The 22,498-nt window shown below is 53.4% G+C and carries 21 protein-coding genes; 7 read left to right on the top strand and 14 right to left on the bottom strand.

Features of this window, described 5'->3' with window-relative positions:
* Window positions 1–40 precede the first annotated feature (40 nt).
* The 9 genes from sucD to sdhC form a co-directional block, all read right to left on the bottom strand.
* On the bottom strand, window positions 41–913 hold the full coding sequence (gene sucD / locus GL2_RS12030) for a succinate--CoA ligase subunit alpha (RefSeq protein ID WP_143730881.1): 873 nt from the start codon (window positions 911–913) through the stop codon (window positions 41–43).
* Window positions 914–915: 2 nt separating this feature from the next.
* Window positions 916–2,082 carry an ADP-forming succinate--CoA ligase subunit beta gene (sucC, locus tag GL2_RS12025; protein ID WP_143730880.1) on the bottom strand — a complete coding sequence of 389 codons (1,167 nt, stop codon included), beginning with the start codon at window positions 2,080–2,082 and terminating at the stop codon, window positions 916–918.
* A gap of 164 nt (window positions 2,083–2,246) precedes the next feature.
* Window positions 2,247–3,689, bottom strand: coding sequence for a dihydrolipoyl dehydrogenase (lpdA, locus tag GL2_RS12020; protein WP_143730879.1), 1,443 nt, complete (start codon window positions 3,687–3,689; stop codon window positions 2,247–2,249).
* 65 nt (window positions 3,690–3,754) lie between these two features.
* Window positions 3,755–4,942 (bottom strand): 2-oxoglutarate dehydrogenase complex dihydrolipoyllysine-residue succinyltransferase, encoded by a 1,188-nt coding sequence (gene odhB, locus GL2_RS12015; protein ID WP_143730878.1) that lies wholly within the window; start codon window positions 4,940–4,942, stop codon window positions 3,755–3,757.
* Window positions 4,943–4,988: 46 nt separating this feature from the next.
* Window positions 4,989–7,823: a 2-oxoglutarate dehydrogenase E1 component gene (locus tag GL2_RS12010; RefSeq protein WP_143730877.1), complete on the bottom strand. Its 2,835-nt coding sequence runs from the start codon at window positions 7,821–7,823 to the stop codon at window positions 4,989–4,991.
* Window positions 7,824–8,032: 209 nt separating this feature from the next.
* On the bottom strand, window positions 8,033–8,737 hold the full coding sequence (locus GL2_RS12005) for a succinate dehydrogenase iron-sulfur subunit (RefSeq protein ID WP_143730876.1): 705 nt from the start codon (window positions 8,735–8,737) through the stop codon (window positions 8,033–8,035).
* A gap of 19 nt (window positions 8,738–8,756) precedes the next feature.
* The gene (gene sdhA / locus GL2_RS12000) at window positions 8,757–10,529 is read right to left on the bottom strand and encodes a succinate dehydrogenase flavoprotein subunit (protein WP_143730875.1); all 1,773 of its coding nucleotides are present in this window, start codon (window positions 10,527–10,529) and stop codon (window positions 8,757–8,759) included.
* A 3-nt stretch (window positions 10,530–10,532) separates the two neighbouring features.
* On the bottom strand, window positions 10,533–10,901 hold the full coding sequence (gene sdhD / locus GL2_RS11995) for a succinate dehydrogenase, hydrophobic membrane anchor protein (RefSeq protein WP_143730874.1): 369 nt from the start codon (window positions 10,899–10,901) through the stop codon (window positions 10,533–10,535).
* On the bottom strand, window positions 10,895–11,269 hold the full coding sequence (gene sdhC / locus GL2_RS11990; protein WP_143730873.1) for a succinate dehydrogenase, cytochrome b556 subunit: 375 nt from the start codon (window positions 11,267–11,269) through the stop codon (window positions 10,895–10,897). The genes sdhD and sdhC overlap by 7 nt, the downstream gene beginning before the upstream one ends.
* 437 nt (window positions 11,270–11,706) lie before the next feature.
* On the opposite strand from sdhC, the gene gltA reads away from it, so the two are divergent.
* Together gltA and GL2_RS11980 are read left to right on the top strand one after the other, a co-directional pair.
* Window positions 11,707–12,996, top strand: coding sequence for a citrate synthase (gltA, locus tag GL2_RS11985; protein WP_143730872.1), 1,290 nt, complete (start codon window positions 11,707–11,709; stop codon window positions 12,994–12,996).
* Window positions 12,997–13,298: 302 nt separating this feature from the next.
* Window positions 13,299–13,835, top strand: a complete 537-nt coding sequence (locus GL2_RS11980; RefSeq protein WP_143730871.1) for a hemerythrin domain-containing protein — start codon at window positions 13,299–13,301, stop codon at window positions 13,833–13,835.
* A gap of 31 nt (window positions 13,836–13,866) precedes the next feature.
* Here GL2_RS11980 and GL2_RS11975 read toward each other — a convergent pair whose 3' ends face one another.
* Window positions 13,867–14,073 (bottom strand): hypothetical protein, encoded by a 207-nt coding sequence (locus tag GL2_RS11975; protein WP_143730870.1) that lies wholly within the window; start codon window positions 14,071–14,073, stop codon window positions 13,867–13,869.
* 293 nt (window positions 14,074–14,366) lie between these two features.
* Here GL2_RS11975 and GL2_RS11970 point away from each other — a divergent pair, with 293 nt between their 5' ends.
* Genes GL2_RS11970 through GL2_RS11960 form a run of 3 tightly spaced genes read left to right on the top strand, consistent with a single transcriptional unit; the run spans window position 14,367 to window position 18,311 of the window.
* On the top strand, window positions 14,367–16,397 hold the full coding sequence (locus tag GL2_RS11970; protein WP_172621133.1) for an FAD-dependent oxidoreductase: 2,031 nt from the start codon (window positions 14,367–14,369) through the stop codon (window positions 16,395–16,397).
* Entirely contained in the window at window positions 16,398–17,750 is a 1,353-nt protein-coding gene (locus GL2_RS11965; RefSeq protein ID WP_143730868.1) for a cytochrome c3 family protein, read from the top strand. It abuts the gene before it with no gap.
* A gap of 12 nt (window positions 17,751–17,762) precedes the next feature.
* The gene (locus GL2_RS11960; protein ID WP_143730867.1) at window positions 17,763–18,311 is read left to right on the top strand and encodes a DUF3365 domain-containing protein; all 549 of its coding nucleotides are present in this window, start codon (window positions 17,763–17,765) and stop codon (window positions 18,309–18,311) included.
* A 485-nt stretch (window positions 18,312–18,796) separates the two neighbouring features.
* On the opposite strand, the gene GL2_RS11955 is transcribed toward GL2_RS11960, so the two are convergent.
* Window positions 18,797–19,006 carry a DUF3820 family protein gene (locus GL2_RS11955; protein WP_143730866.1) on the bottom strand — a complete coding sequence of 70 codons (210 nt, stop codon included), beginning with the start codon at window positions 19,004–19,006 and terminating at the stop codon, window positions 18,797–18,799.
* A 151-nt stretch (window positions 19,007–19,157) separates the two neighbouring features.
* Here GL2_RS11955 and GL2_RS11950 point away from each other — a divergent pair, with 151 nt between their 5' ends.
* On the top strand, window positions 19,158–19,427 hold the full coding sequence (locus GL2_RS11950; RefSeq protein ID WP_143730865.1) for a hypothetical protein: 270 nt from the start codon (window positions 19,158–19,160) through the stop codon (window positions 19,425–19,427).
* A gap of 161 nt (window positions 19,428–19,588) precedes the next feature.
* Here GL2_RS11950 and GL2_RS11945 read toward each other — a convergent pair whose 3' ends face one another.
* From GL2_RS11945 to dcd, 3 genes are read right to left on the bottom strand one after another with little or no spacing between them, the layout of a single operon-like run.
* Window positions 19,589–19,774 carry a hypothetical protein gene (locus GL2_RS11945; protein WP_143730864.1) on the bottom strand — a complete coding sequence of 62 codons (186 nt, stop codon included), beginning with the start codon at window positions 19,772–19,774 and terminating at the stop codon, window positions 19,589–19,591.
* Window positions 19,774–20,982 carry an NAD(P)/FAD-dependent oxidoreductase gene (locus GL2_RS11940; RefSeq protein WP_143730863.1) on the bottom strand — a complete coding sequence of 403 codons (1,209 nt, stop codon included), beginning with the start codon at window positions 20,980–20,982 and terminating at the stop codon, window positions 19,774–19,776. The genes GL2_RS11945 and GL2_RS11940 overlap by 1 nt, the downstream gene beginning before the upstream one ends.
* 36 nt (window positions 20,983–21,018) lie before the next feature.
* Window positions 21,019–21,588 carry a dCTP deaminase gene (gene dcd, locus GL2_RS11935; RefSeq protein WP_143730862.1) on the bottom strand — a complete coding sequence of 190 codons (570 nt, stop codon included), beginning with the start codon at window positions 21,586–21,588 and terminating at the stop codon, window positions 21,019–21,021.
* Window positions 21,589–21,784: 196 nt separating this feature from the next.
* Between dcd and imuA the strand changes: the two genes are divergently transcribed.
* A complete protein-coding gene (gene imuA, locus GL2_RS11930) occupies window positions 21,785–22,492 on the top strand; it encodes a translesion DNA synthesis-associated protein ImuA (RefSeq protein ID WP_143730861.1) in 708 nt (235 codons plus the stop codon).
* Window positions 22,493–22,498: the final 6 nt, after the last annotated feature.

Here is a 22,498-nt window from a genome sequence, read left to right as displayed (position 1 = left end):
AAAGAAGCGGCCTTTTCGCAGACAGGAAATTACCCGGCTATTACCAGCCAGTAATTTCCTTTAGTGCGTCGCCGATCTGCGCCAGGGAGCGCACGGTTTTAACACCGGCATCTTCCAGAGCAGCAAATTTCTCATCAGCGGTGCCTGTACCACCAGAGATAATCGCGCCCGCGTGACCCATACGCTTACCGGGAGGAGCAGTTACACCAGCGATGTAAGAAACTACCGGCTTGGTGACGTTTTCCTTGATGTAAGCAGCCGCTTCTTCTTCAGCAGTGCCGCCGATCTCACCGATCATAACGATCGCTTCGGTCTGCGGGTCATTCTGGAACATTTCCAGAATATCGATGAAGTTAGAACCCGGGATGGGGTCGCCGCCGATGCCCACACAGGTGGACTGGCCGAAGCCGTAATCGGTAGTCTGCTTAACCGCTTCGTAGGTCAGGGTGCCGGAACGGGAAACGATGCCCACTTTGCCCGGCTTGTGGATGTGACCGGGCATAATGCCGATCTTGCACTCACCCGGAGTGATAACACCCGGGCAGTTCGGGCCAATCAGGCGCACGCCCAGCTCGTCGCACTTCACTTTGGCGTCAAGCATATCCAGAGTCGGGATACCTTCGGTGATACAAACAATCAGTTTGATACCAGCGTTGGCCGCTTCCAGGATGGAGTCCTTACAGAAAGGTGCAGGCACGTAGATCACGGAGGCTTCGGCACCGGTTTCTTCGACCGCTTCTTTCACGGTGTTGAAAACCGGCAGACCCAGGTGAGTTTGGCCACCCTTGCCCGGAGTTACACCACCAACCATCTTGGTGCCGTAAGCAATCGCTTGCTCAGAGTGGAAAGTACCCTGAGAGCCGGTAAAGCCCTGGCAGATTACTTTAGTGTCTTTATTAATCAGTACTGACATGATTATTTACCCTCCGCAGCTTTAACCACTTGCTGAGCAGCATCGGTCAGGCTGGTAGCCGCGATAATGTTCAGGCCACTGTCGCTCAGAACCTTGGCACCCAGGTCTGCGTTGTTACCTTCCAAGCGCACAACAACCGGCACCTTAACGCCAACTTCTTTCACTGCGCCAACTACGCCTTCGGCGATCATGTCACAACGAACGATACCACCGAAGATGTTAATCAATACGGCTTTTACGTTCTCGTCAGACAGAATGATCTTGAACGCTTCAACAACGCGCTCTTTGGTCGCGCCACCGCCCACGTCGAGGAAGTTAGCCGGCTTACCGCCGTGCAGGTTGACGATGTCCATGGTACCCATGGCCAGGCCAGCGCCATTCACCATGCAGCCGATGCTGCCATCAAGAGCTACGTAGTTCAGTTCGAACTTGGCAGCGTGCGCTTCGCGCGGATCTTCCTGGGAAGGATCGTGCATTTCGCGCAGGTCAGCGTGGCGATACAGGGCATTGCTGTCGATTACAACCTTGGCATCCAGACAGTGCAGGTTGCCTTCAGTGGTAATTACCAGCGGGTTAATTTCCAGCAGGGCCAGATCTTTTTCCTGGAACATTTTTGCCAGGCCCAGGAAGATCTTGGTGAACTGCTTAACCTGGATTGGGTTCAGGCCCAGCTTAAAAGCCAGCTCGCGCGCCTGGTAAGGCTGAGCGCCTACCAGAGGATCGATGGTGGCTTTAAGGATTTTCTCCGGAGTCTCTTCCGCTACTTTCTCGATCTCAACTCCACCTTCAGTGGAAGCCATGAAAACGATACGACGGGTGGAGCGGTCAACAACAGCACCGAGGTACAGCTCTTGATCGATGTCAGTGCAGCTTTCAACCAGGATACGGGTTACCGGCTGGCCATTTTCATCTGTCTGGTAAGTTACCAGACGCTCACCCAGCCACTTCTTGGCAAACGCTTCAATTTCTGCCTTGGAATCTACCAGCTTTACACCGCCAGCCTTACCGCGGCCACCGGCGTGTACCTGGGCCTTTACCACCCACTTATCACCGCCAATTTCGTCAGCCGCTGCTACTGCCGCTGCCGGGGTTTCCGCTGCAATGCCTTTGGAAACCGGCAATCCGTATGCCGCAAACAGTTGTTTGCCCTGATACTCATGCAAGTTCATAGTCAATACCAATTCACATATAGAAATGTGTTTACTAATTGCAGATTACTCTGCACCTGAAAGACAAAATTCAAAATTTCCGTCGTTGCAAATTTCGAATTCCGCAAATGAAACCGGGGCAGCTAATTAATCAATAATTAGTGCCCCGAGATCGAAAAGTATTCTTACTTACGCTTCTTGCGATTCACAGTGTGAATCGCATGGCCGTTCACGCCCAGAGCCGCTTCCTTCACGGTCTCAGACAGGGTCGGATGCGCAAATACTGTCATGCCGATATCTTCAGCGCTGGAACCGAACTCCATCGCAATCGCCACCTGCTGAACCAGGTCTGCGGCAGACGGGCCGACTATGTGAGCACCCAGTACGCGATCGGTATCCGCATGGGCAATAATTTTTACAAAGCCCTGAGTATCGTTCGCAGCCATGGCTCGGCCGTTAATCGCAAACGGGAAGCTGCCTACGTTGTAGGGCTCGCCGTCAGCTTTTACCTGTTCTTCGGTGCGGCCAACCGCGGCGATTTCCGGATGGGTGTAGATCACGTTGGGGATCACGTCGTAGTTCATCATCGGCTTCTGGCCGGCGATGCGCTCGGCAACCACAACCCCTTCTTCCGAGGCTTTGTGCGCCAGCATTGGACCGCGTACCACATCACCGATGGCCCATACGCCCGGGGCGGAAGTCATGCACAAATCGTTAACGTAAACGAAACCGCGCTCGTCCATTTTCACACCGGCATCTTCAGCCAGCAGGCCTTCAGTGTAGGGGCGACGGCCAACACAAACGATTAATTTATCGAAGGTTTCATGGTGCTCCTTACCGTCTTTATCCTGGTAAGTGACAACCACCTCCTCGCCCTTCACCTCGGAGCCGGTAACACGGCAAGCAAGGCGGATATCCAGGCCCTGCTTTTTGAAGATCTTCTGGGATTCTTTGGCTACCTGCTGATCCATGATGGCCAGGAACTTGTCCATAGCTTCCAGAACCACAACTTCGGAGCCCAGGCGATTCCATACGGAGCCCAGCTCCAAACCGATAACGCCAGCACCAATCACACCCAGACGCTTGGGCACTTCAGTGAATTCCAGGGCGCCAGTGGAATCGACAATAATTTTGTCGTCTACCGGAGCGGGGGGAATATTCACGGGAACAGAGCCTGAAGCCAGGATCACATTTTCCGCCTCGTATACACTGGCGTTGCCTTCGTCGTCGGTCACTTCCACTTTCTTGTTGGACAGCAGTTTGCCGGTACCAAAAATGGAGGTCACTTTATTCGCGGTGAACAGGCCAGCCACACCACCGGTCAGCTTTTTAACGATCTCGCCCTTGCGCTCAATCATCTTGCTGACATCCATCTTGACCTTGCCGACTTCAATGCCGTGCACGTCGAGGGCATCTTTGGCTTCGTGGTATTTCCACGAGCTATCCAGCAGAGCCTTGGACGGAATACAACCGACGTTCAGGCAGGTGCCACCGTTTACGTATTTGCCTTCCTTGTTTTTCCACTTCTCAATACAGGCAGTTTTCAGGCCCAGCTGAGCGGCACGGATGGCAGCGACATAACCACCAGGACCAGAGCCAATTACGATTACGTCAAATTTTTCCGACATGATCAATTCCAGATATTTCTAATGCAGTGTGATCGAGGGGGCCCGTGGGCCCCAGAAAGTATTTCTTAGACTTCGAGCAGGATACGCGCCGGATCTTCGATCATTTCCTTGATCGCCACCAGGAAGCCAACTGCCTCCTTGCCATCAATCAGACGGTGATCGTAGGAAAGCGCCAGGTACATCATCGGCAGGATTTCCACCTTGCCGTTTACCGCCATTGGGCGCTCCTGGATTTTATGCATGCCCAGGATTGCAGTCTGCGGCGGGTTCAGGATCGGGGTGGACAACAGGGAACCGAATACACCACCGTTGGTGATAGTAAAGGTACCGCCAGTCATCTCTTCGATGGAAAGCTTGCCATCACGGGCGCGCACACCCAGATCGCGAATATTGTTTTCCATGTCCGCCAGACCCAAATTCTCTGCGTTACGCAAAATGGGCACAACCAGCCCCTTCGGAGAGGATACCGCTACACCAATATCCTGGTAACCGTGATAAACAATATCGTTACCATCAATGGAGGCGTTTACCGCCGTATAGCGTTTCAGCGCTTCTACTGCAGCCTTTACGAAGAAGCCCATAAAGCCCAGGCGGGTACCGTTGTGGGTCTTCTCGAACAGGTCCTTGTAGTTTTTGCGCAGGTCCATTACCGGCTTCATGTTCACCTCGTTAAAGGTGGTCAGCATGGCGGTGGACTGGGAAGCGTCGAGCAGGCGCTCGGCGATTCGCTTGCGCATACGGGTCATGGGAACACGTTTTTCTACACGCTCACCCGGTGCAACCGCAACCTCGGCAGCAACCACAGGCGCCGCTGCCGCGGGTGTAGTGCCGGCCTTCATAACGTCTTCTTTGAGAACGCGGCCACCCTTACCAGTGCCTTCCACACCAGTCAGGTCAACGCCTTTTTCCGCCGCCATTTTCTTGGCGGACGGCATAGCGATTTTCTCGCCAGCAGCAGGTGCTGCGGCGGCAGGCGCCTCAGCCTTCTCTTCTGCCGGAGCGGCTGCGGCACCGGCACCCGCCTCAAACTTGGCGATCACTTCATTGGAGAGAACGGTATCACCCTCTCCCTTGATGATCTCGGAAAGTGCACCGTCTGCCGGTGCAACCACTTCCAGTACCACTTTATCAGTTTCAATATCCACGATCAGTTCATCGCGGGACACGGCTTCACCGGGTTGTTTGTGCCAGGTGGCGACAGTACCGTCCTGAACGGATTCCGGGAAAGTTGGCGCTTTAATCTCGATCGTCATTTTTCCTGTTTCCTGAGATTGTCTCTGCTTAAAATACTGCCGCCCGTTACTTGACGGTCAGCGCCTCGTTGATGAACTTATTCTGTTCTTCCAAGTGCGTGGACATATAGCCCGCCGCAGGTGCCGCTGATGGAGCGCGGCCCACATATTCCAGATCCAGCTTCGGATGCGTTTCCGCCAGCAAGCGACGCAAATGGTGCTGGCTGGCATACCAGGCGCCCTGGTTCATGGGCTCTTCCTGACACCACCCGACACTCTTGATCTTCTTGAATGCTGACACCGCTTCCACGAACTCTTCGTCCGGGAAGGGGTACAGCTGTTCGATACGCACGAACGCTACATCTTCCTGCTCGCGCTCCATGCGCGCTTCCAGCAGGTGGTAGTACACCTTGCCGGAACAAAGGATCAAGCGCTTGACCTTGGCCGGGTCCACGCCCTGATCCTGTATCACATTGTGGAAACGGCCTTCGGCCAGTTCTTCCAGACTGGACGTGGCCAGCTTGTGACGCAGAATCCATTTCGGGCTCATAATCACCAGCGGGCGACGCATTGGGCGCACCGCCTGGCGGCGCAGCAGATGGAAAATCTGTGCCGGGGTGGTGGCATTACATACCTGGATATTGTGCTCGGCACACAGCTGCATAAAGCGCTCCAGGCGCGCGGAGGAGTGCTCCGGGCCCTGGCCTTCATAACCGTGTGGCAGCATCAGCACCAGACCGCACATACGGCCCCATTTGTGCTCGCCGGAGGTTATGAACTGGTCGATTACGACCTGAGCACCGTTGGCGAAGTCACCGAATTGAGCTTCCCACACAACCAGGGATTTCGGTGTGGTAGTGGCATAGCCGTACTCAAATGCCAGTACCGCCTCCTCAGACAACAGGGAGTCGTACATGTAGAACGGCGGCTGGTCCTCAAACATGTTCTGCAGAGGCACGTAGCACTGACCGTCTTTCTGGCTGTGAATTACCGCGTGGCGGTGAGAGAAAGTGCCGCGACCTACGTCTTCCCCGGTGAAGCGGACCATGAAGCCCTCTTCCAGCAGGGTGCCGTAGGCCAGGGTTTCCGCCATGCCCCAGTTGAGCGGCAGTGCGCCACCAGCCATCTTGCGACGGTCGTCATAAATCTTGGAAACCTGGCGCTGCATCACTATGCCATCGGGCACAGTAGTCATGCGATTGGCCACGTCCTGCAGCTTCGGCATTGCAAAGCTGGTATCCGCAGGCACCTGCCAGTCATGGCCCAGGTAGGGGCTCCAGTCCACAAACATGGATGAGTCCGGTTTTTTTACCAGACCAGTGGCCACATCTTCACCGGCATCCAGCTTATCGCGGTAGTCGTTCGCCAGCCTGTCCGCAGCCGTTTTGTCCAGGATGCCCTCACCCACCAGTTTCTCAGAGTAAAGAGTGCGAGTGGTTTTATGCTTGCGGATGGTCTGATACATCAACGGCTGGGTGCCGGACGGGTCGTCAGTTTCGTTATGGCCGCGACGACGGTAGCATACCAGGTCGATAACAATGTCTTTCTTGAATTCGTAGCGGTAGTCCACAGCCAACAGCGCCGCTAGCACGACCATTTCCGGGTCGTCGCCATTTACGTGCAGCACCGGCGCATCGATCATCTTGGCGGGGTCGGTAGAGTACTCGGTGGAGCGGGCGTCTTCGCGCTTACTGGTGGTAAAGCCCACCTGGTTGTTCAGCACAATGTGCACAGTACCACCGGTGTAGTAGCCGCGGGTCTGTGACATCTGCAGGGTTTCCTGCACAACACCCTGGCCGGCAAAGGCCGCATCACCGTGGATGTTGATCGGCATAACCTTCTCGCCGGCAGCATCTTTGCGGCGGTCCTGACGGGCACGCACGGAGCCAACCACTACCGGCGCACTGATTTCCAGGTGTGACGGGTTAAAGGCCAGTGCCAGGTGCACTTCACCACCGGGAGTCATCACATTGGAAGAGAAGCCCTGGTGGTACTTCACATCACCGGAGGTATCCAGGGTTCTCTTACCCTCAAACTCCTGAAACAGATCCGCAGGGTTCTTGCCGAGGATATTCACCAGAGTGTTCAGGCGGCCACGGTGTGCCATACCAATCACAATTTCCTTCACCCCATAGGTACCGGAGCGACGGATCAGTGCGTCCATCATCGGAATCAGGCTCTCACCACCTTCCACACCAAAGCGCTTGGTGCCGGGGTACTTGGAGTCCAGATGGCGCTCCAAGCCCTCTGCGGCGGAAAGTCGCTGCAGGATTTCAATCTGGATATCGGTGCCGAAGTTGGCTTTGGACTGGCTGCGCTCCAGGCGCTGCTGAAACCACTGCTGCTCTTCCAGGTTGGAGAGATGCATGATCTCCGCACCCAGGTTGCCGCAGTAGGTGCTCTCCAGTCCCTCTACGATTTCACGCAGAGTGGCCTCTTCCTTGCCGAGAAACAGACTGCCGGTATTAAAGGTGGTATCGAAATCACCTTCAGTAAGGCCGTGATAGCTCAGCTGCAGATCGGGCACCTGTTCGCGAGCCATCAGGCCGAGCGGGTCCAGGGTGGCCTTCTTGTGACCGCGGTGGCGGTAGGAATCGATCAGCTGCAGAACCTTGATCTGCTTGCGCTCATGCTCAAGGTTGACAGAGCCGGAACCGGAGCCCGGCGCCGCTACCGGGCGGGCGCGATGCTTGCTGAGCAGTTCGAAGTGCTGGCGCACCGCGGCGTGGGAAACGTCACTGCTGCCACCAACGCGGGGGAGGCTATCAAAGTAATTGCGCCACTCCTCCGGTACACCGTTGGGGTCGTGCAGATAGGTCTCGTAAAGCTCCTCCACGTAGGCGGCATTGCCCCCGGAGATATGGGAGCTACGCCACAGCTGCTCCATGGTACTTTCGTGCATTTTGATGCCTACCTCGATTGCAGTGGGCTTCTGTTTGCCTAAGCCACTGCGCTTTCCTTTCACTCACAAAAGGGGAGGCGCATAAAGCCACCTCCCCTTTTCAATTAAGTACCGGCTTTCACCGGCTTTGTCATTAGATAAGCGCCTTACCTGGCACCGAACCCGCTACAAGCGGGCTCTAACGGGCCAATTGATGGCCCGGAGATCCCCTATACCGCACGGGTCAGAAGCATATTGCGAATATGACCAATGGCGCGTGTCGGGTTCAACCCCTTCGGACACACATTTACACAGTTCTGGATACCGTGACAACGGAACACACTGAAGGGGTCGTCCAGGTTGGACAGACGCTCGTCAGTAGCCAGGTCGCGGCTGTCCGCCAGGAAACGGTAGGCCTGTAACAGGCCGGCCGGACCGATGAACTTGTCCGGGTTCCACCAGAAAGAAGGACAGGCGGTAGAACAGCAGGCGCATAGAATACACTCGTACAAGCCGTCGAGCTTCTCGCGGTCCTCAGGGGACTGCAGGCGCTCAATGGCCGGGGCCGGAGTGTCGTTCTGCAGGTACGGTTCGATTTTCTTGTACTGCTCGTAGAACTGCTCCATATCCACAACCAGGTCGCGCACCACCGGCAGACCGGGCAGCGGGCGCAGCACCAGCTTATCTTTAGGCGCGGCCTCAGACAGTGGCGTAGTACACGCCAGGCCGTTGCGACCGGAAATATTCATGCCGTCGGAACCACACACACCCTCGCGGCAGGAGCGGCGGAAGGACAGGGTCGGGTCCTCGGCCTTCAGCAGTTCCAGTACGTCCAGCACCATCAGGTCTTTGCCCTTGGTGTCCAGCTCGTAGTCCTGCATGTACGGCGCTTTATCAGCTTCCGGGTTGTAACGGTAAATGCTTACTTTCAACATACTCTATTCCGCTCCCGAATCAGTAGGTCCGAGCTTTCGGTTCAAAGGCTTCCATGGTGTTCGGTGCAAAGTTTACCGCACGCTTGCCGACACGCTTTTCGGTCGGGAAGTACATGGAGTGACACAGCCAGTTTTCATCATCGCGTTCCTGGAAGTCTTCGCGGGCATGGGCACCACGACTTTCAGTGCGAGTCTCTGCGGCAACTGCGGTGGCTTCGGCAACTTCCAACAGGTTCTGCAGTTCCAGGGCTTCAACACGGGCAGTATTAAAGGCGCGGCTTCTGTCATCCAGGCGAACATTTTCGATACGCTCGCGCAGATCGGCCAGCTTCTTAACACCATCCGCCATATAGTCACCGCGACGGAATACACCGAAGTGATTCTGCATCACACCCTGCAGCTCTTTGCGCAGGTCTGCAGCCTTTTCACCGGTCTCATTTGTTTCGAGGCGATTCAGGCGCGCCATTGCTGCTTCGATATCAGACTCGGAAGCTTCGCGGTGCTCGATACCCTCACGCAGGGCTTTTTCGATAAACAGGCCAGAGGCGCGGCCAAACACGACCAAGTCAAGCAGTGAGTTGCCGCCCAGGCGGTTGGCGCCATGCACGGATACACAGGCAACCTCGCCACAAGCGTAGAAGCCATCGATAACCTGATCATTGCCGGCGGCATCCTGGGTCAGGGCCTGGCCGTGAACGTTGGTGGGAATGCCGCCCATCATATAGTGACAGGTGGGGACAACCGGGATCGGCGCTTTGACCGGATCGGCATGAGCAAAAGTCTTGGACAGCTCACAGATACCGGGCAGGCGGCTGTTCAATAATTCTTCGCCCAGGTGGTCGAGCTTCAAGTATACGTGATCGCCTTCCGGGCCACAGCCGCGGCCATCGAGGATCTCGAGGACCATGGAGCGGGCCACAACGTCGCGCGAGGCCAGGTCTTTGGCATTGGGCGCATAGCGCTCCATGAAACGCTCGCCATCCTTGTTTACAAGGTAGCCACCCTCACCGCGACAGCCTTCTGTCACCAGTACACCGGCACCGTAAATACCGGTCGGGTGGAACTGCCACATCTCAATGTCCTGCACGGGCATTCCCGCACGCAGGGCCATACCTACACCGTCACCGGTGTTGATGTGCGCATTGGTTGTGGAGGCGAAGATACGGCCTGCACCACCGGTGGCGAATACGGTCGCCTTGGATTTGATAAATACCACTTCGCCATCTTCGATGCACATGGCGATCACACCAACAACGGCACCGTCCTGGTTCTTCACTAGGTCAATCGCGAACCACTCGTTGAGGAACTCGGTTTTGTGCTTGACGTTGTTCTGGTACAGGGTGTGTAACAACGCATGGCCGGTACGGTCAGCCGCCGCACAGGTGCGCGCAGCCTGGCCGCCACGACCGAAGTCTTTGGACTGGCCACCAAAAGGACGCTGGTAAATACGACCTTCTTCGGTACGGGAGAAAGGCAGGCCCATATGTTCCAGCTCGAACACGGCTTCCGGGCCAACAGAACACATGTACTCGATTGCGTCCTGGTCACCGATATAGTCGGAACCCTTGACGGTGTCATACATATGCCAACGCCAATCGTCATTGGGGTCGGAACTGGCGATCGCACAGGTGATACCGCCCTGGGCGGATACTGTGTGTGAACGGGTCGGGAATACTTTGGTGATTACCGCAGTCTTATAGCCCGACTGGGCCATCTGCAGGGCCGCGCGCATACCCGCACCGCCGCCACCAATTACAATTCCGTCAAATGAAATAGTACGCATGTTCGCCATTGCTTATACACCCCAAAGAATTTCAATGCCCCATACCGTGTACAGCACGGCAACGGCAGCCAGCACCACCTCTACGAGCAAACGCAGCACAGTGGCTTTACCGCCCATCATCCGATTGGTGATGTAATCGGTAACCACAGACCAGAGGCCAATCCAGGCGTGAATAATGGTGGACAACAGGGCAACCAGACTGAATACGCGCATCCAGCGCTGGGCGAACAGCTCAGACCAGGCCTGGTAGCCAAAGTCTTTGGTGAAGAGGATAAAGCCCACTATAAAGAGGACATACGCGAGCAGTATAACTGCGGTAACTCGTTGATAGAGCCAGTCGAAAGTACCACTACGGCCAAAGCTGGTTACTGTTCTTACCACAACCATACCCCCACTAAAAGAATAAGGATTACACTCACCACCAGCACTGCGACGGCACTGCGGCGACCACCTTCGAGGCTCTCACCCATCCCCATATCCATAAACAGGTGACGCACACCCGCCAATAGATGGTAAATGAGAGCTGCCAGGGAGGCCCACAGGATGAGCTTGGCTGGGATACTATTAAATGCTGCCGCAACATCGGCGAAGCCCTGCTCTGATTCCAGGCTGGCATCGAGCATGCAGAGCAGAAGCGCTACAACGGCGAAAAGAACAACGCCGGAAATACGATGCAAAATGGAAACCAAAGCGGCAGCGGGAAGCTTTATAGTGGAAATGTCTAAATTGACAGGTCTGTTTTTGTTCACAGGAAAAACACCTTGTTGCCCTGAACGACCGGGCGCCCGTTAGCTTTTCAATGGAGGGACGAGCGGCTTGCTGATCACTTTGTACTCGACCTGATGAAGCCTTGTACAAAGTAGCCGTACCATGGCGCAAGCCGCGCGGATTATAGGCATTCAATACTCAAAACACAACGAACGCCTTGGAAAGTACTGGCTTTGAGTCGCCTGAAGACCTGTCATTTGGCGCCGCGGGATTTCCGCAGATTTTCACGCCTCACTCCAGGCAAAAGCTCTACAGGCCTGCCCCGTCGCCGGATATCCTGTTGCCCGCAGACTGATGGTCCACTCCTTTTGGTTTGACAATTTGAGGCCCGGCACTTAAGTTTGGCCCGCTCAAAAGGCTGCCAGCACCCGAAAAGACTAGGAAAAGGCTGCCATAAGAACAGTTTTAGGAGTCCGCAATGTCCGATAAAAAAGCGCAACTCACAGTCGATGGTATCGACGGCGCAATAGAAATGCCCGTTCGCTCCGGCACCCTCGGCCCCGATGTTGTCGATGTCGGCAACCTGACCGGCAAAGGCTTATTCACCTACGACCCGGGCTTCGTATCTACTGCCTCGTGCGAATCCAAAATTACCTTTATCGATGGTGGCAAGGGCCAGCTGCTGCACCGCGGCTACCCCATCGAACAACTTGCAGAAAAATCCGACTACCTGGAAACCTGCTACCTGCTGATGAATGGCGAACTGCCAAGCGCTGAACAGAAGAAGACCTATGTAGACACCATCATGTCTCACACCATGGTGCATGAGTCCCTGGTGAGCTTCTTCAAAGGCTTCCGCTACGACGCACACCCCATGGCCATGATGTGCGGTGTCGTCGGTGCTCTGGCCTCTTTCTACCACGACTCCCTGGATATCAACAATCCAGAGCATCGTGAAATCTCCGCCCATCGTCTGATTGCCAAAATGCCAACCCTGGCAGCAATGTGCTACAAACACTCTCAGGGCATGCCCTTCATGTACCCGGATAATAGCCGCAGCTATTCCGAAAACTTCCTGCACATGATGTTCGGCAACCCTTGTGAGACTAGCAAGATCGATCCGATTGTCGCCAAGGCAATGGATATCATCTTCCTGCTGCACGCAGACCACGAACAGAACGCCTCCACTTCTACAGTGCGCCTGGCAGGCTCCTCCGGTGCCAATCCATTCGCCTGCATCTCCTCCGGTATTGCCGCCCTGTGGGGACCAGCTCACGGCGGCGCCAACGAAGCGGTATTGAATATGCTGCAGGAAATTGGTGACGAGAGTCGTATTGATGAATTCGTGAAGCGCGCCAAAGACAAGAACGACCCCTTCCGCCTGATGGGCTTCGGCCACCGCGTCTATAAGAACTTTGATCCACGCTCCCGCGTAATGCAGGGCATTTGTGACGAGGTTCTGGGTGCCATGGGCGCTGAGAATGATCCACTGCTGAAGATCGCCAAGAAGCTCGAGAAGATAGCCCTCGAAGATGACTACTTCGTGGAGAAAAAGCTCTACCCGAACGTAGACTTCTACTCCGGCATTATTATGAAAGCTATCGGCATTCCCACCGACATGTTTACCGTGATCTTTGCCACCGGCCGCACCGCCGGCTGGATCGCCCACTGGAATGAAATGATTTCCAACCCGTACAAGATTGGCCGCCCTCGCCAGCTGTACACCGGCTACCCCCAGCGCGACTACACCCCATTGGAACAGCGCTAAACAGACCTGAAAAAAACCCGGCATTGCCGGGTTTTTTTGACTTCACGAAAATTATATATTCAAGACTATTTCAATAGCGCAACAACCATTCCCCAGGGGAGTGTGACGCACATCTCATTTTGTAAATTTTGCCCAAATCCTCTTATCTACCTGGCAGTAAAACTGCTGTCATCCAATGTAAAATCCGCGCTCCCGGGCTATAGAGAAATAGCGCTGCACTCCCACCAGGCAGCTGCTTTCCATCCGCGGAATTCCTTACTCGTACAAACAAAAAAGCACAATATCTATTAAGGGCACAGCACATGCTTAGCTTCATCTCCGGTATGTTCCGAAGTAGCAAGTCGGAAGAATCTACCGACCTGGAAGAAAAATACACCCGCAGTACTTATGCCAGCCCCAAAGGCGCACGTACAATTTCCTACGACCCAACATTAATTAAGGCCCTGGAAGATGATCACCGTCACCTCATCGGTATTTTCCAGCGTATGTGGTCCGAAGGCTTTGAGAAGCAAAACTATCGCCAGCTTTCACAGCTGTTGACCCAGTTTAAGTCCGGTTTCCAGGCACACCTGATCAAGGAGAACGTGCGCTTTTACGTTTATCTTGAGCAGGCCCTGGCCGGGGATGCCCATACCCTGCAGGTAGTCAAAGACTTCCGTACAGATATGAATGAAATTGCCAACGCCGTAGTACAGTTTTGCAAGCGTTATAATCACGAAGCGTTTACCCAAGAGATGGTGCGCGACTTCAAAATGGATTACCAAAAAATTGGCGAAGCTCTTACTCGCCGCACGGCCCTGGAAGAAAAAGAACTCTACGTGCTCTACCAGCCCTCCTAGCAAATACCCCTTAGGCCAGTGGGGTGTACTATTACTTCAGCCCCGCAGAAATTGAGCGCAAGCCGCTAAGTAAGCAACTACTCATTACACAAAATTCCACTGGTAAACCTCTGCAGCCCACAAGGACGGGGCGCATTTTTTCAACCAGCAACACCACTCCCACACTTTCGTTAATCAAATTTTCCCCGGAAATTAATTTTTCGCAAGCTTGCGAGCAAAATAGATTTTCAAAATCCATCACACAGGTATCCGCACAACTTTTTTTTGCAGCTTAACCAGGCCCCAAAAAAGTGCGTAATTACAAGAACTTAACAAAACTTTCCATCCAGACCTCCCTAAACTTCCTATTCTCTATCGTCATTACCATTCAACACTAGACGTTTATTTAATTTTGTTTAAACATAGAGGAATTAGAATTTAAAAAAACTTTTCGCGGTGGGATATTGGTCTAAGAAGTTCTGATAGCTTTATGGCTTAAAAACAAGAATGACAAACAGGCCAGTAGTAGAAGCCGGAGTACTTGGGGGAAACATGACTGAACTAGAAAGTTCAGCTGCTCGACAATATTCACCAGATAGCACCCACACTAATGACAGCAGCTATCCAATTTACGTGGTTGTTGGAACAGGACCTGTCGGTGTCCGATGCGCACAAAAACTTCTGGAATTCTGTGATGAAGCTCAAATTGTTATCTACGGAGCAGAAATAGAATCACCCTATAACCGGGTAAAGCTATCGCAGTACCTCTCCCGTCACGTAGACCGCGAGGAGCTCGACAACCCAATACTTGGTAAAAGTGACCATAGGCTCGCCGAATATATTGATCGCAAAGTTGTTGCTATAGACCGTGCAAAAAGAACGGTGACCGATGCCGAAGGTAACATACAACCCTATACCAAGCTGATCCTAGCTACAGGCTCCAACCCGACAATCCCCAAAATTCCCGGGGCGGACCTGCCAAGCGTTTACCCCTTTCGCAGTCTGCGCAACACCAATGACCTTATTGATTTGCGTGAGCGCCATGCCGATATTTGTGTTATCGGCGCCGGCGCGCTCGGCCTTGAGGCAGCAACCGCATTAAAGACCCCCAAAAATACCGTCACCCTGCAATCGCGCGGCAAATTACTCAGCGGACTGCTTGGCGAAGAAGGTGAAGAGTTCCTGCAGTCCTCCCTGTCAGCACTCGGTGTTCAGCTGAGAGTCGGTGATGTACTGGAATCAATTGAGCAGACTGGAGAGAAGTCCACGCTCTTTTTTGGAAACGGTGAAACCCTCAGAGTGGATGCCATAGTTCTCTGTACAGGCATTCAGCCCGAGGTAACTCTCGCCCAGCAAAATGGACTCGAAACCGATCGGGGAATTATCGTCAATGAGTGGATGCAGACCTCCGATCCGGATATCTATGCCATTGGCGAGTGTGCCGAATACGATCGCAAGGTTTACCAATTGGTCCGCCCGGGATATGAACAGGCCGAGAGTTGCTGCTCACATATCCGTCGCAATCACGGCGGTGAAATACTAGAGCGCCCTTACTCGGGAAGCTATACGGATATCCAACTCAAAATTGCCCATATTCCCTGCGCAATTATCGGTGATGTTGCCTCCAACAATCTCGAACAACAAGAAAATATGTGGAGCCATGTCTACCGGAACCGCTTCAAGGGAATTTATCGCCGCCTGTTCATCCGCGATGGAATTATCCTCGGTGCGGTATATATCGGCAGCTGGGATGAGGCCGTCAACCTGCGCCAGGCGGTCGCCCAGGAAGAAAAAGTCAGCCAGCGCGCGCTGAAGCACTTTGAAAGCGAAGGCCGTTTATTTGCTAAACAGCCAGCCAATAACATCAAGAGTTTCCCAGATAGCTATCTCGTATGCCAATGTAATTCCGTTAGCAAGGGCGAACTTTGTAAAGCTATCTCGGACGGCAAGCGCACTTTGAATGAACTACAACAGGCCACTACTGCCGGCTCGGTATGCGGCAGTTGTCGCCCACTAATGGCTGAACTGCTGGATGCCCCTGTTCCCAACCTGGTGATGCGTCATGCGAAAGGTATATTGATTACCTCAACTGTGTCACTACTACTAATTGTCCTCGCGATCTTGATGCCAGTCCCACCAGTATCCGAGTCAGTACAATCGGGACTATTCTGGGAAAAATTGTGGTATGACAATTTTTGGAAACAGGTTACCGGCTACAGTATTTTAGTGCTGTGCCTGTTTACTGCCGCTCTCAGTGTACGCAAGCGCTGGAAAAAACTTAGCGCAGGGCACATGGATCACTGGCGTTATGCGCATAGCCTGATCGGGGTAATTGCCCTCGCCACACTGTCAGTGCATACAGGGTTTCGCCTGGGACAAAACCTCAATCTGGCCCTGATGCTGGTATTTCTCGGCGTAACCGCAACCGGTTCACTTGTCGGTGTCTTTATGGCACGCAACCACCACTGGACAGATCTCAGGCTTCGCGAACACCGTAAATGGTGGTCTCGCGTTCACTACGCCCTGCTTTGGGCGCTGCCGGTACTCCTCGCTTACCATATTCTTGCTGTTTATTACTTCTAAATGAAATCTTATCAATTTAAATTCTGGCATTACGGTCTGTTACTGACATTAGCAGTTGGTTCCCTGGCAGCATATAACCTGAGTATTGCTGATAAGTCCCTGTTTATTACCGGGGAACCCACACATGGACATCACCAAATAGAGCTGGCCTGCACTTCGTGTCACGCCGATGGCTTCGCAGGAGAGGAGGCTATACAGCAGTCCTGCCTGAACTGCCATGCACAAGAGTTGGAACTCGCCGACGACTCCCACCCACGTAAGAAATTTCTCGACCCAAGAAATGCGCAATTATTGGAGACACTTGATGCGCGCCTGTGTGTCAGCTGTCATACAGAGCACAAACAGGAAATCACCCGGGAAATGGGCGTAACCCTGGCTGGGGATTTTTGTTATCACTGCCACAGTGATATCGCCGAGGAGCGCAGTAGTCACCAGGATATGGGATTTGAAACCTGTGCCAGTGCCGGCTGCCACAACTACCATGACAATGGCACCCTGTATGAGGATTTCCTACTCGCCCACGTAGGGCAGCCCGATCTCCTCGAGGATGCAAAGTTACCCGCACGCACGGCGATGCACTCCTGGCTACAGGGAAATCCAGACAAAAAACCCCTATCGTTGGAGCAAGCGGACCTGAAAACGAAAAGTAACACTGCGGAAATCACATCCGCCTGGGCGCTAAGTGCCCATGCGCAGGCAGATGTTAATTGCACCAGTTGCCACGCTGATGGAAAAATGCAATTTAGCAGTGTAGAAATTCTCGAGCAGTGCGCCGACTGTCATAGCGAACAGAAGGAGTCCTTCACCCAGGGCAAACATGGCATGCGCCTCTCCTCCAAACTTCCGGAGAATTTTACCGAACGGGTCGGGGCAATGTCCCCCCACTTGGCCCGGGTTCCCATGCAGACCGATGCTTCTGGAGAACTGAATTGTGTCAGTTGCCACGGCGCCCACGAAGTGGATGTGCAATTTGCTGCGGTAGAGGCATGTTTGAGCTGCCACAGTGATGAGCATAGCTTGGCCTATAAGGAATCCCCGCACTTTAATATCTGGAAAGCCAGTCCCGAGGACGGTGTCAGCTGTGCCAGCTGCCACCTTCCACGAGAAACTCATGGCGAACAAATCGTGGTAAACCACAACCAGAACCATAATCTCCGCCCCAACGAAAAAATGTTACCCGTTTGCCTGAGCTGCCATGGGGCGGAATTTTCCCTGGCAGCAATGGCAGACAAAAAGCTGATCTCACAAAATTTTAAACATAAACCTGCGGATAAACATGAAACATTTGACTTGATTCGTGACCGTATTGCGAAAATTTCCAACAGCAAAAATAAGCAAACCAAATCCCAATAGGAGGGGAACACTATGCGTATTACCGCTTGTTTTATCGCCGGACTGGCACTGCTCACTGGCTGTGAAAAAAACCAGGGAGTAGCGCCTGAGCGAATGGCGGATGCCATCTTTGCCGTTATTGAGGCCGATCGAGCGAACTACACTAACAAGGTAGTTAACCGTTTGCAGAATGAAGAAAAAATTCTGGATGCAGATGAGCACTGGCAGGATAAAAAATTGTTACCACTGCCCGCACAGATGATGCGGATGGGCGCAGAACGCGTTGCGGAAAAGGAATCCGGCTTTAACTACGCACTGTTATCGCTTTGGCCAGTGAACAAGCAAAATAAGCCACGCACCGAAATGGAAAAGGAAGGACTGCAATTTGTAATCGACAACCCCGGCAAAAATTTTTACGGCCGTGAAAATCTCGGCGATACCGAGTACTTTACTGCTGTTTATGCCGATGTTGGCGTTTCCCCGGCCTGTGTCAGCTGTCACAACGATCATGTGGATAGCCCGCGTGACAACTTCGAACTCGGTGAGACTATGGGTGGGGTTGTAATTCGCATCCCGCTTTAATCCAGGATTTCAAACATCGGGGGCTGTATAAAGCCCCTGACCTGCCGTTTTGGTCCGATACAGCAGCAGCCGGGCCCCAGTTTCTTTGCACCGAACCTCAGCCTGCATCACTATTTTCCATGCAACTAATGAAATTGTAAAAAGAACTTAAAAGCTTCGGGGAAAATTGAGGAGCTGTATTTTGGCGATCTGGAGTAGGAACTTATGATCCGGTTTTAACCCCTGGAATTAATTAGCGGCCGAAATCATTTCGACCGCTCCCTCTTTCAACTGACTGGCTCTACTCCCGCTGCTACCTCGCTGAAATCATTCAGACCAGTGGTCACCCGCTGTGGGCCTATTTCCGGGTAAGTCCAGTCTCCATTACGGACCGCTTGTTGTTAAGCTTCGCTCCGCGAAGCGCACCTAGGCATAACTATATTAGTCATACAACAGAGGGGATCAAAGACAAGCGCATTGGCTCAAGGCGCTCACTAACATCGCCTTCACTTCAGCGGGGTAATAAGGCCCTGCAACCCTTCAATCTTGATTTCCAGAGTCAAAGCCATCAACTGCCCCAGCCTGCCCACAGGAAACCCCTCCTTGGAAAACCACAGCAAATACTCTTCAGGAAGATCAATTAGCGGCCGCCCGGCATACTTGCCAAATGGCATGGGTGTTCGTGCTATCTCCACTAAGTGTTGTTTTTCAAACATCGCAAAACCTGCTAAAACTCCAATTCTGTGCTATGGCGGGTCTCCGCCCTAGAAATTTGTTGCTGCTTTCAGCCCACCCTACACTGGCTCCGAAATTGCTCGGCCTAATTCGCCGTTCCTATACCTCAAGCAATCAGTGACAGAGGTGCCTATGCGCATTAAAGCCATCAAATATCTCAGCCTGGCCGCAGTGCTCACTGCGAGTCTTGGAGGCCAGGGCTGTGCCAACATGAGTGATACCGACCGCCGAATAGGCACCGGAGTTGGCATTGGGGCCGTTACCGGTGCCCTGATCAGTGGCGGACGCCCCGGAGGTACCGCAGCTGGTGCGGTTATCGGTGCTGGAGCTGGTTATCTCTACGACAGGGATCGCAAACGTAGAGATTACTATCGCTACCGTGGTCGCTACTACCGTTATTAATTTCCAGGAAGGGATTAGACAGCCAGTCAATGCTGATCTACAAGCGGGTGTGGTTTAAGACCACACCCGTGCCCTTTCGATAAGTTCCACCTGTGCAATCAGCTTGAGAGGAGTACTGCCCTACATACAGGGCACTGCATTTCTGCGGGACACAACCTTTTTTAGAGCAGTTGTGTTTTGACTTTACCGCAACGCTCACAGCGGTATTCAGTGACCAGTTTTCCCTGTTTAACGTCAAACTTTCGCTCAGTAATCACCTTCCATTTATGAAAACCTTCACGGCATAGGGTTTTTCCCTTGTGCTTTTGCCAGGCGGTTTTTTTCTTGAAAGGAATTACATTCCCCATCAGGCAACTTCTCCTGCGGCATGTCCAGAGGCCCAGGCCCACTGGAAGTTAAAACCACCTAGCCAACCAGTAACATCGAGTACTTCCCCCACGAAATAGAGTCCCGCCTGATTTTTACACTCCATGGTACGCGAGGAGACCTGCTCAGTATCTACGCCACCCAGAGTAACTTCAGCCGTGCGATAACCTTCAGTGTCTGCCGGCACCAGCTTCCAGGTCTGCAATCCGCTGCCGATTTCACGTAGCTCGCTTTCCCCAAACTGCTTCAGGGGGCCGCTGGTAAGTTTTTTCCTCTGCAGGAAAAACTGTACCAGCTTTTTACTCCAGATATCCGCCAGCACACTGTGCAGGTGGCTTTCCGGATTCTGCTGGCGCCGCTGTTGTAACCAGTCTGGTAGATCGAAGCTAGGAGCCAGGTTAAAAACCACCTCCATTCCCTCCTTCCAGTGACTGGAAACCTGTAAAACCGCCGGGCCACTCAAGCCCCGATGGGTAAAAAGCATTTGCTCGTTAAAACTGCCCTCTCCACAGGATGCCGTTACCTCGAGGGAGCTTCCCGGCAGGAGGTTTTGCCATTCCAGTTGGCGCTTGTGCTGGGTAAAGGGCACCAGTGCCGGACGGGTGGCTACGATATCCAAACCAAATTGGCTCGCAATCTCATAACCAAATCCAGTGGCTCCCATAGTAGGAATGGACAAACCGCCAGTGGCCACCACCAGGGATTCACAAGTGACTGTACCCAGACTGGTTTTTACGCGGTAACCACTTGCCTTTGCTTTTATCGCGGAAACTGAACAGCGGGTGCGAATCTGGGCTCTGGCTGCACGACACTCAGCCAGCATCAGGTCAACAATATCCTTGGACTTGTTATCGCAAAAAAGCTGGCCAAGGGTTTTTTCGTGGTAAGGCACCCCATATTTTTCCACTAATGCAATAAAATCCCACTGGCTATAGCGCGCCAGTGCAGACTTACAAAAGTGGGGGTTGCGACTGTAGAAGTTATCCGAACTGGTATAGAGATTGGTGAAATTACATCGGCCACCGCCGGACATAAGGATTTTCTTGCCGACTTTATTGGCATGATCCAGCACCAGCACACTGCGGCCCCGCTGACCAGCGGTTGCCGCACACATCAAGCCGGCTGCCCCGGCGCCAATAATCAATACATCGACATGCTCGGGCAGCTGGCTGATCGGTACTTCGGTCATAGAAAGGTAGTTTGCCTAGCTGAATCGCTATTGCGATCAGGTACGCGGCAAAGTCACGCCGCGCTGTCCCTGGTACTTGCCACCACGATCTGCATAGGACACATCACAGACCTCATCGGATTCAAAAAACAGCATCTGTGCCACACCTTCATTGGCATAGATTTTCGCCGGCAGATTGGTGGTATTGGAGAACTCCAGGGTCACATGCCCCTCCCACTCAGGTTCCAGTGGAGTGACATTGACGATAATGCCACAGCGAGCATAAGTGGACTTACCCAGGCAAATGGTCAGCACAGAACGGGGAATACGAAAGTACTCCACAGTGCGGGCCAGGGCAAAAGAGTTTGGCGGGATAATACAGTACTCACCCTCTACATCGACAAAGCTGTTCTCGTCGAAGGTTTTGGGGTCCACGGTAGCAGAGTGCACATTGGTGAAGATCTTGAATTCACGGGCACAGCGCACATCATAACCGTAACTGGAGGTGCCATAGGATATGAGTCGCTCACCGTCATTACCATGGCGCACCTGACCCGGCTCGAAAGGCTCAATCATGCCGGACTGCTCAGCCATACGGCGAATCCACTTATCGGATTTGATACTCACTCCATCCCCCTGAAGACAATAGATTGGTGCTAGCTAAAAGAGGCGGAATCATAGCCGGTTTGCGCTGTGCAAAAAAGTGCCAATCCACCCTTTACACTCTTGTTGCCACCAACCAATTACTGTATAAATCAACAGTATAACTGTATGAACATACAGCCCACTGCCTGACAGTGGGCCAGGATGGAGTAGTGGAGTCGTGAGCAACGCAGAAAATCTCATTCAAAACAATCAGTTAGAATCCCAGTCAAAACACCAGAAGCTCGAACAGTTACTGGCCAGGGCAGATATATGGCAAGCGGCTAACGAGCAGCGACGCCAGCGCAATGGCATCCCAAGTGGCTTTAGAAGCCTGGATGCCTTACTCAGCGGCCACGGCTGGCCTCGTGGTGCCACCACAGAACTACTACTCGACCATACCGGCATTGGCGAAATGACCTTGTTGCTACCTACCCTGGCTCAGCTTACACAAACTGGGCAGATAGTGATTCTGGTCAATCCCCCCTTTACCCCCTACGCCCCATCATTGGCCAACAGTGGCATCCATCTGGAAAATTTACTGCTTTTGCACCCACGTGGCCAAAAGGACACTCTCTGGGCAATAGAGCAATCCCTGCAGTCTGGTAGTTGTGGTGCCCTGCTGTGCTGGCAGGGAAGAGAAACCCTTGGGGACAAGCAGCTGCGCCGGCTGCAACTGGCAGCCCGCAGCGGAGAGTGCCTGCACTTTCACTTTCGCCCTGTTTCCGAGTCCAGCAGCCCCTCTCCCGCCAGCCTGCGCTTGCAACTGGGCAGTGATGGGGAACAACTGGCCATAAAGCTACTGAAGCAACGAGGTGGCACCAGCGGCCAGCGCACGTATCTGGCACGGACAGCCAATTTGGTCCGCCGTGACCAGCCAATACACTGACTGCCA

Source organism: Microbulbifer sp. GL-2 (genome assembly GCF_007183175.1).
Taxonomy (GTDB): Bacteria; Pseudomonadota; Gammaproteobacteria; order Pseudomonadales; family Cellvibrionaceae; genus Microbulbifer.
This window is presented reverse-complemented; position numbering and strand designations above follow the sequence as displayed.

Excerpts from the sequence above, each read along its gene's own strand:
- sucD (WP_143730881.1), bottom strand. The coding sequence starts at position 913 with ATGTCAGTACTGATTAATAAAGACACTAAAGTAATCTGCCAGGGCTTT.
- sucC (WP_143730880.1), bottom strand. The coding sequence starts at position 2,082 with ATGAACTTGCATGAGTATCAGGGCAAACAACTGTTTGCGGCATACGGA.
- lpdA (WP_143730879.1), bottom strand. The coding sequence starts at position 3,689 with ATGTCGGAAAAATTTGACGTAATCGTAATTGGCTCTGGTCCTGGTGGT.
- odhB (WP_143730878.1), bottom strand. The coding sequence starts at position 4,942 with ATGACGATCGAGATTAAAGCGCCAACTTTCCCGGAATCCGTTCAGGAC.
- GL2_RS12010 (WP_143730877.1), bottom strand. The coding sequence starts at position 7,823 with ATGCACGAAAGTACCATGGAGCAGCTGTGGCGTAGCTCCCATATCTCC.
- GL2_RS12005 (WP_143730876.1), bottom strand. The coding sequence starts at position 8,737 with ATGTTGAAAGTAAGCATTTACCGTTACAACCCGGAAGCTGATAAAGCG.
- sdhA (WP_143730875.1), bottom strand. The coding sequence starts at position 10,529 with ATGGCGAACATGCGTACTATTTCATTTGACGGAATTGTAATTGGTGGC.
- gltA (WP_143730872.1), top strand. The coding sequence starts at position 11,707 with ATGTCCGATAAAAAAGCGCAACTCACAGTCGATGGTATCGACGGCGCA.
- GL2_RS11980 (WP_143730871.1), top strand. The coding sequence starts at position 13,299 with ATGCTTAGCTTCATCTCCGGTATGTTCCGAAGTAGCAAGTCGGAAGAA.
- GL2_RS11975 (WP_143730870.1), bottom strand. The coding sequence starts at position 14,073 with ATGGATTTTGAAAATCTATTTTGCTCGCAAGCTTGCGAAAAATTAATT.
- GL2_RS11970 (WP_172621133.1), top strand. The coding sequence starts at position 14,367 with ATGACTGAACTAGAAAGTTCAGCTGCTCGACAATATTCACCAGATAGC.
- GL2_RS11965 (WP_143730868.1), top strand. The coding sequence starts at position 16,398 with ATGAAATCTTATCAATTTAAATTCTGGCATTACGGTCTGTTACTGACA.
- GL2_RS11960 (WP_143730867.1), top strand. The coding sequence starts at position 17,763 with ATGCGTATTACCGCTTGTTTTATCGCCGGACTGGCACTGCTCACTGGC.
- GL2_RS11955 (WP_143730866.1), bottom strand. The coding sequence starts at position 19,006 with ATGTTTGAAAAACAACACTTAGTGGAGATAGCACGAACACCCATGCCA.
- GL2_RS11950 (WP_143730865.1), top strand. The coding sequence starts at position 19,158 with ATGCGCATTAAAGCCATCAAATATCTCAGCCTGGCCGCAGTGCTCACT.
- GL2_RS11945 (WP_143730864.1), bottom strand. The coding sequence starts at position 19,774 with ATGGGGAATGTAATTCCTTTCAAGAAAAAAACCGCCTGGCAAAAGCAC.
- GL2_RS11940 (WP_143730863.1), bottom strand. The coding sequence starts at position 20,982 with ATGACCGAAGTACCGATCAGCCAGCTGCCCGAGCATGTCGATGTATTG.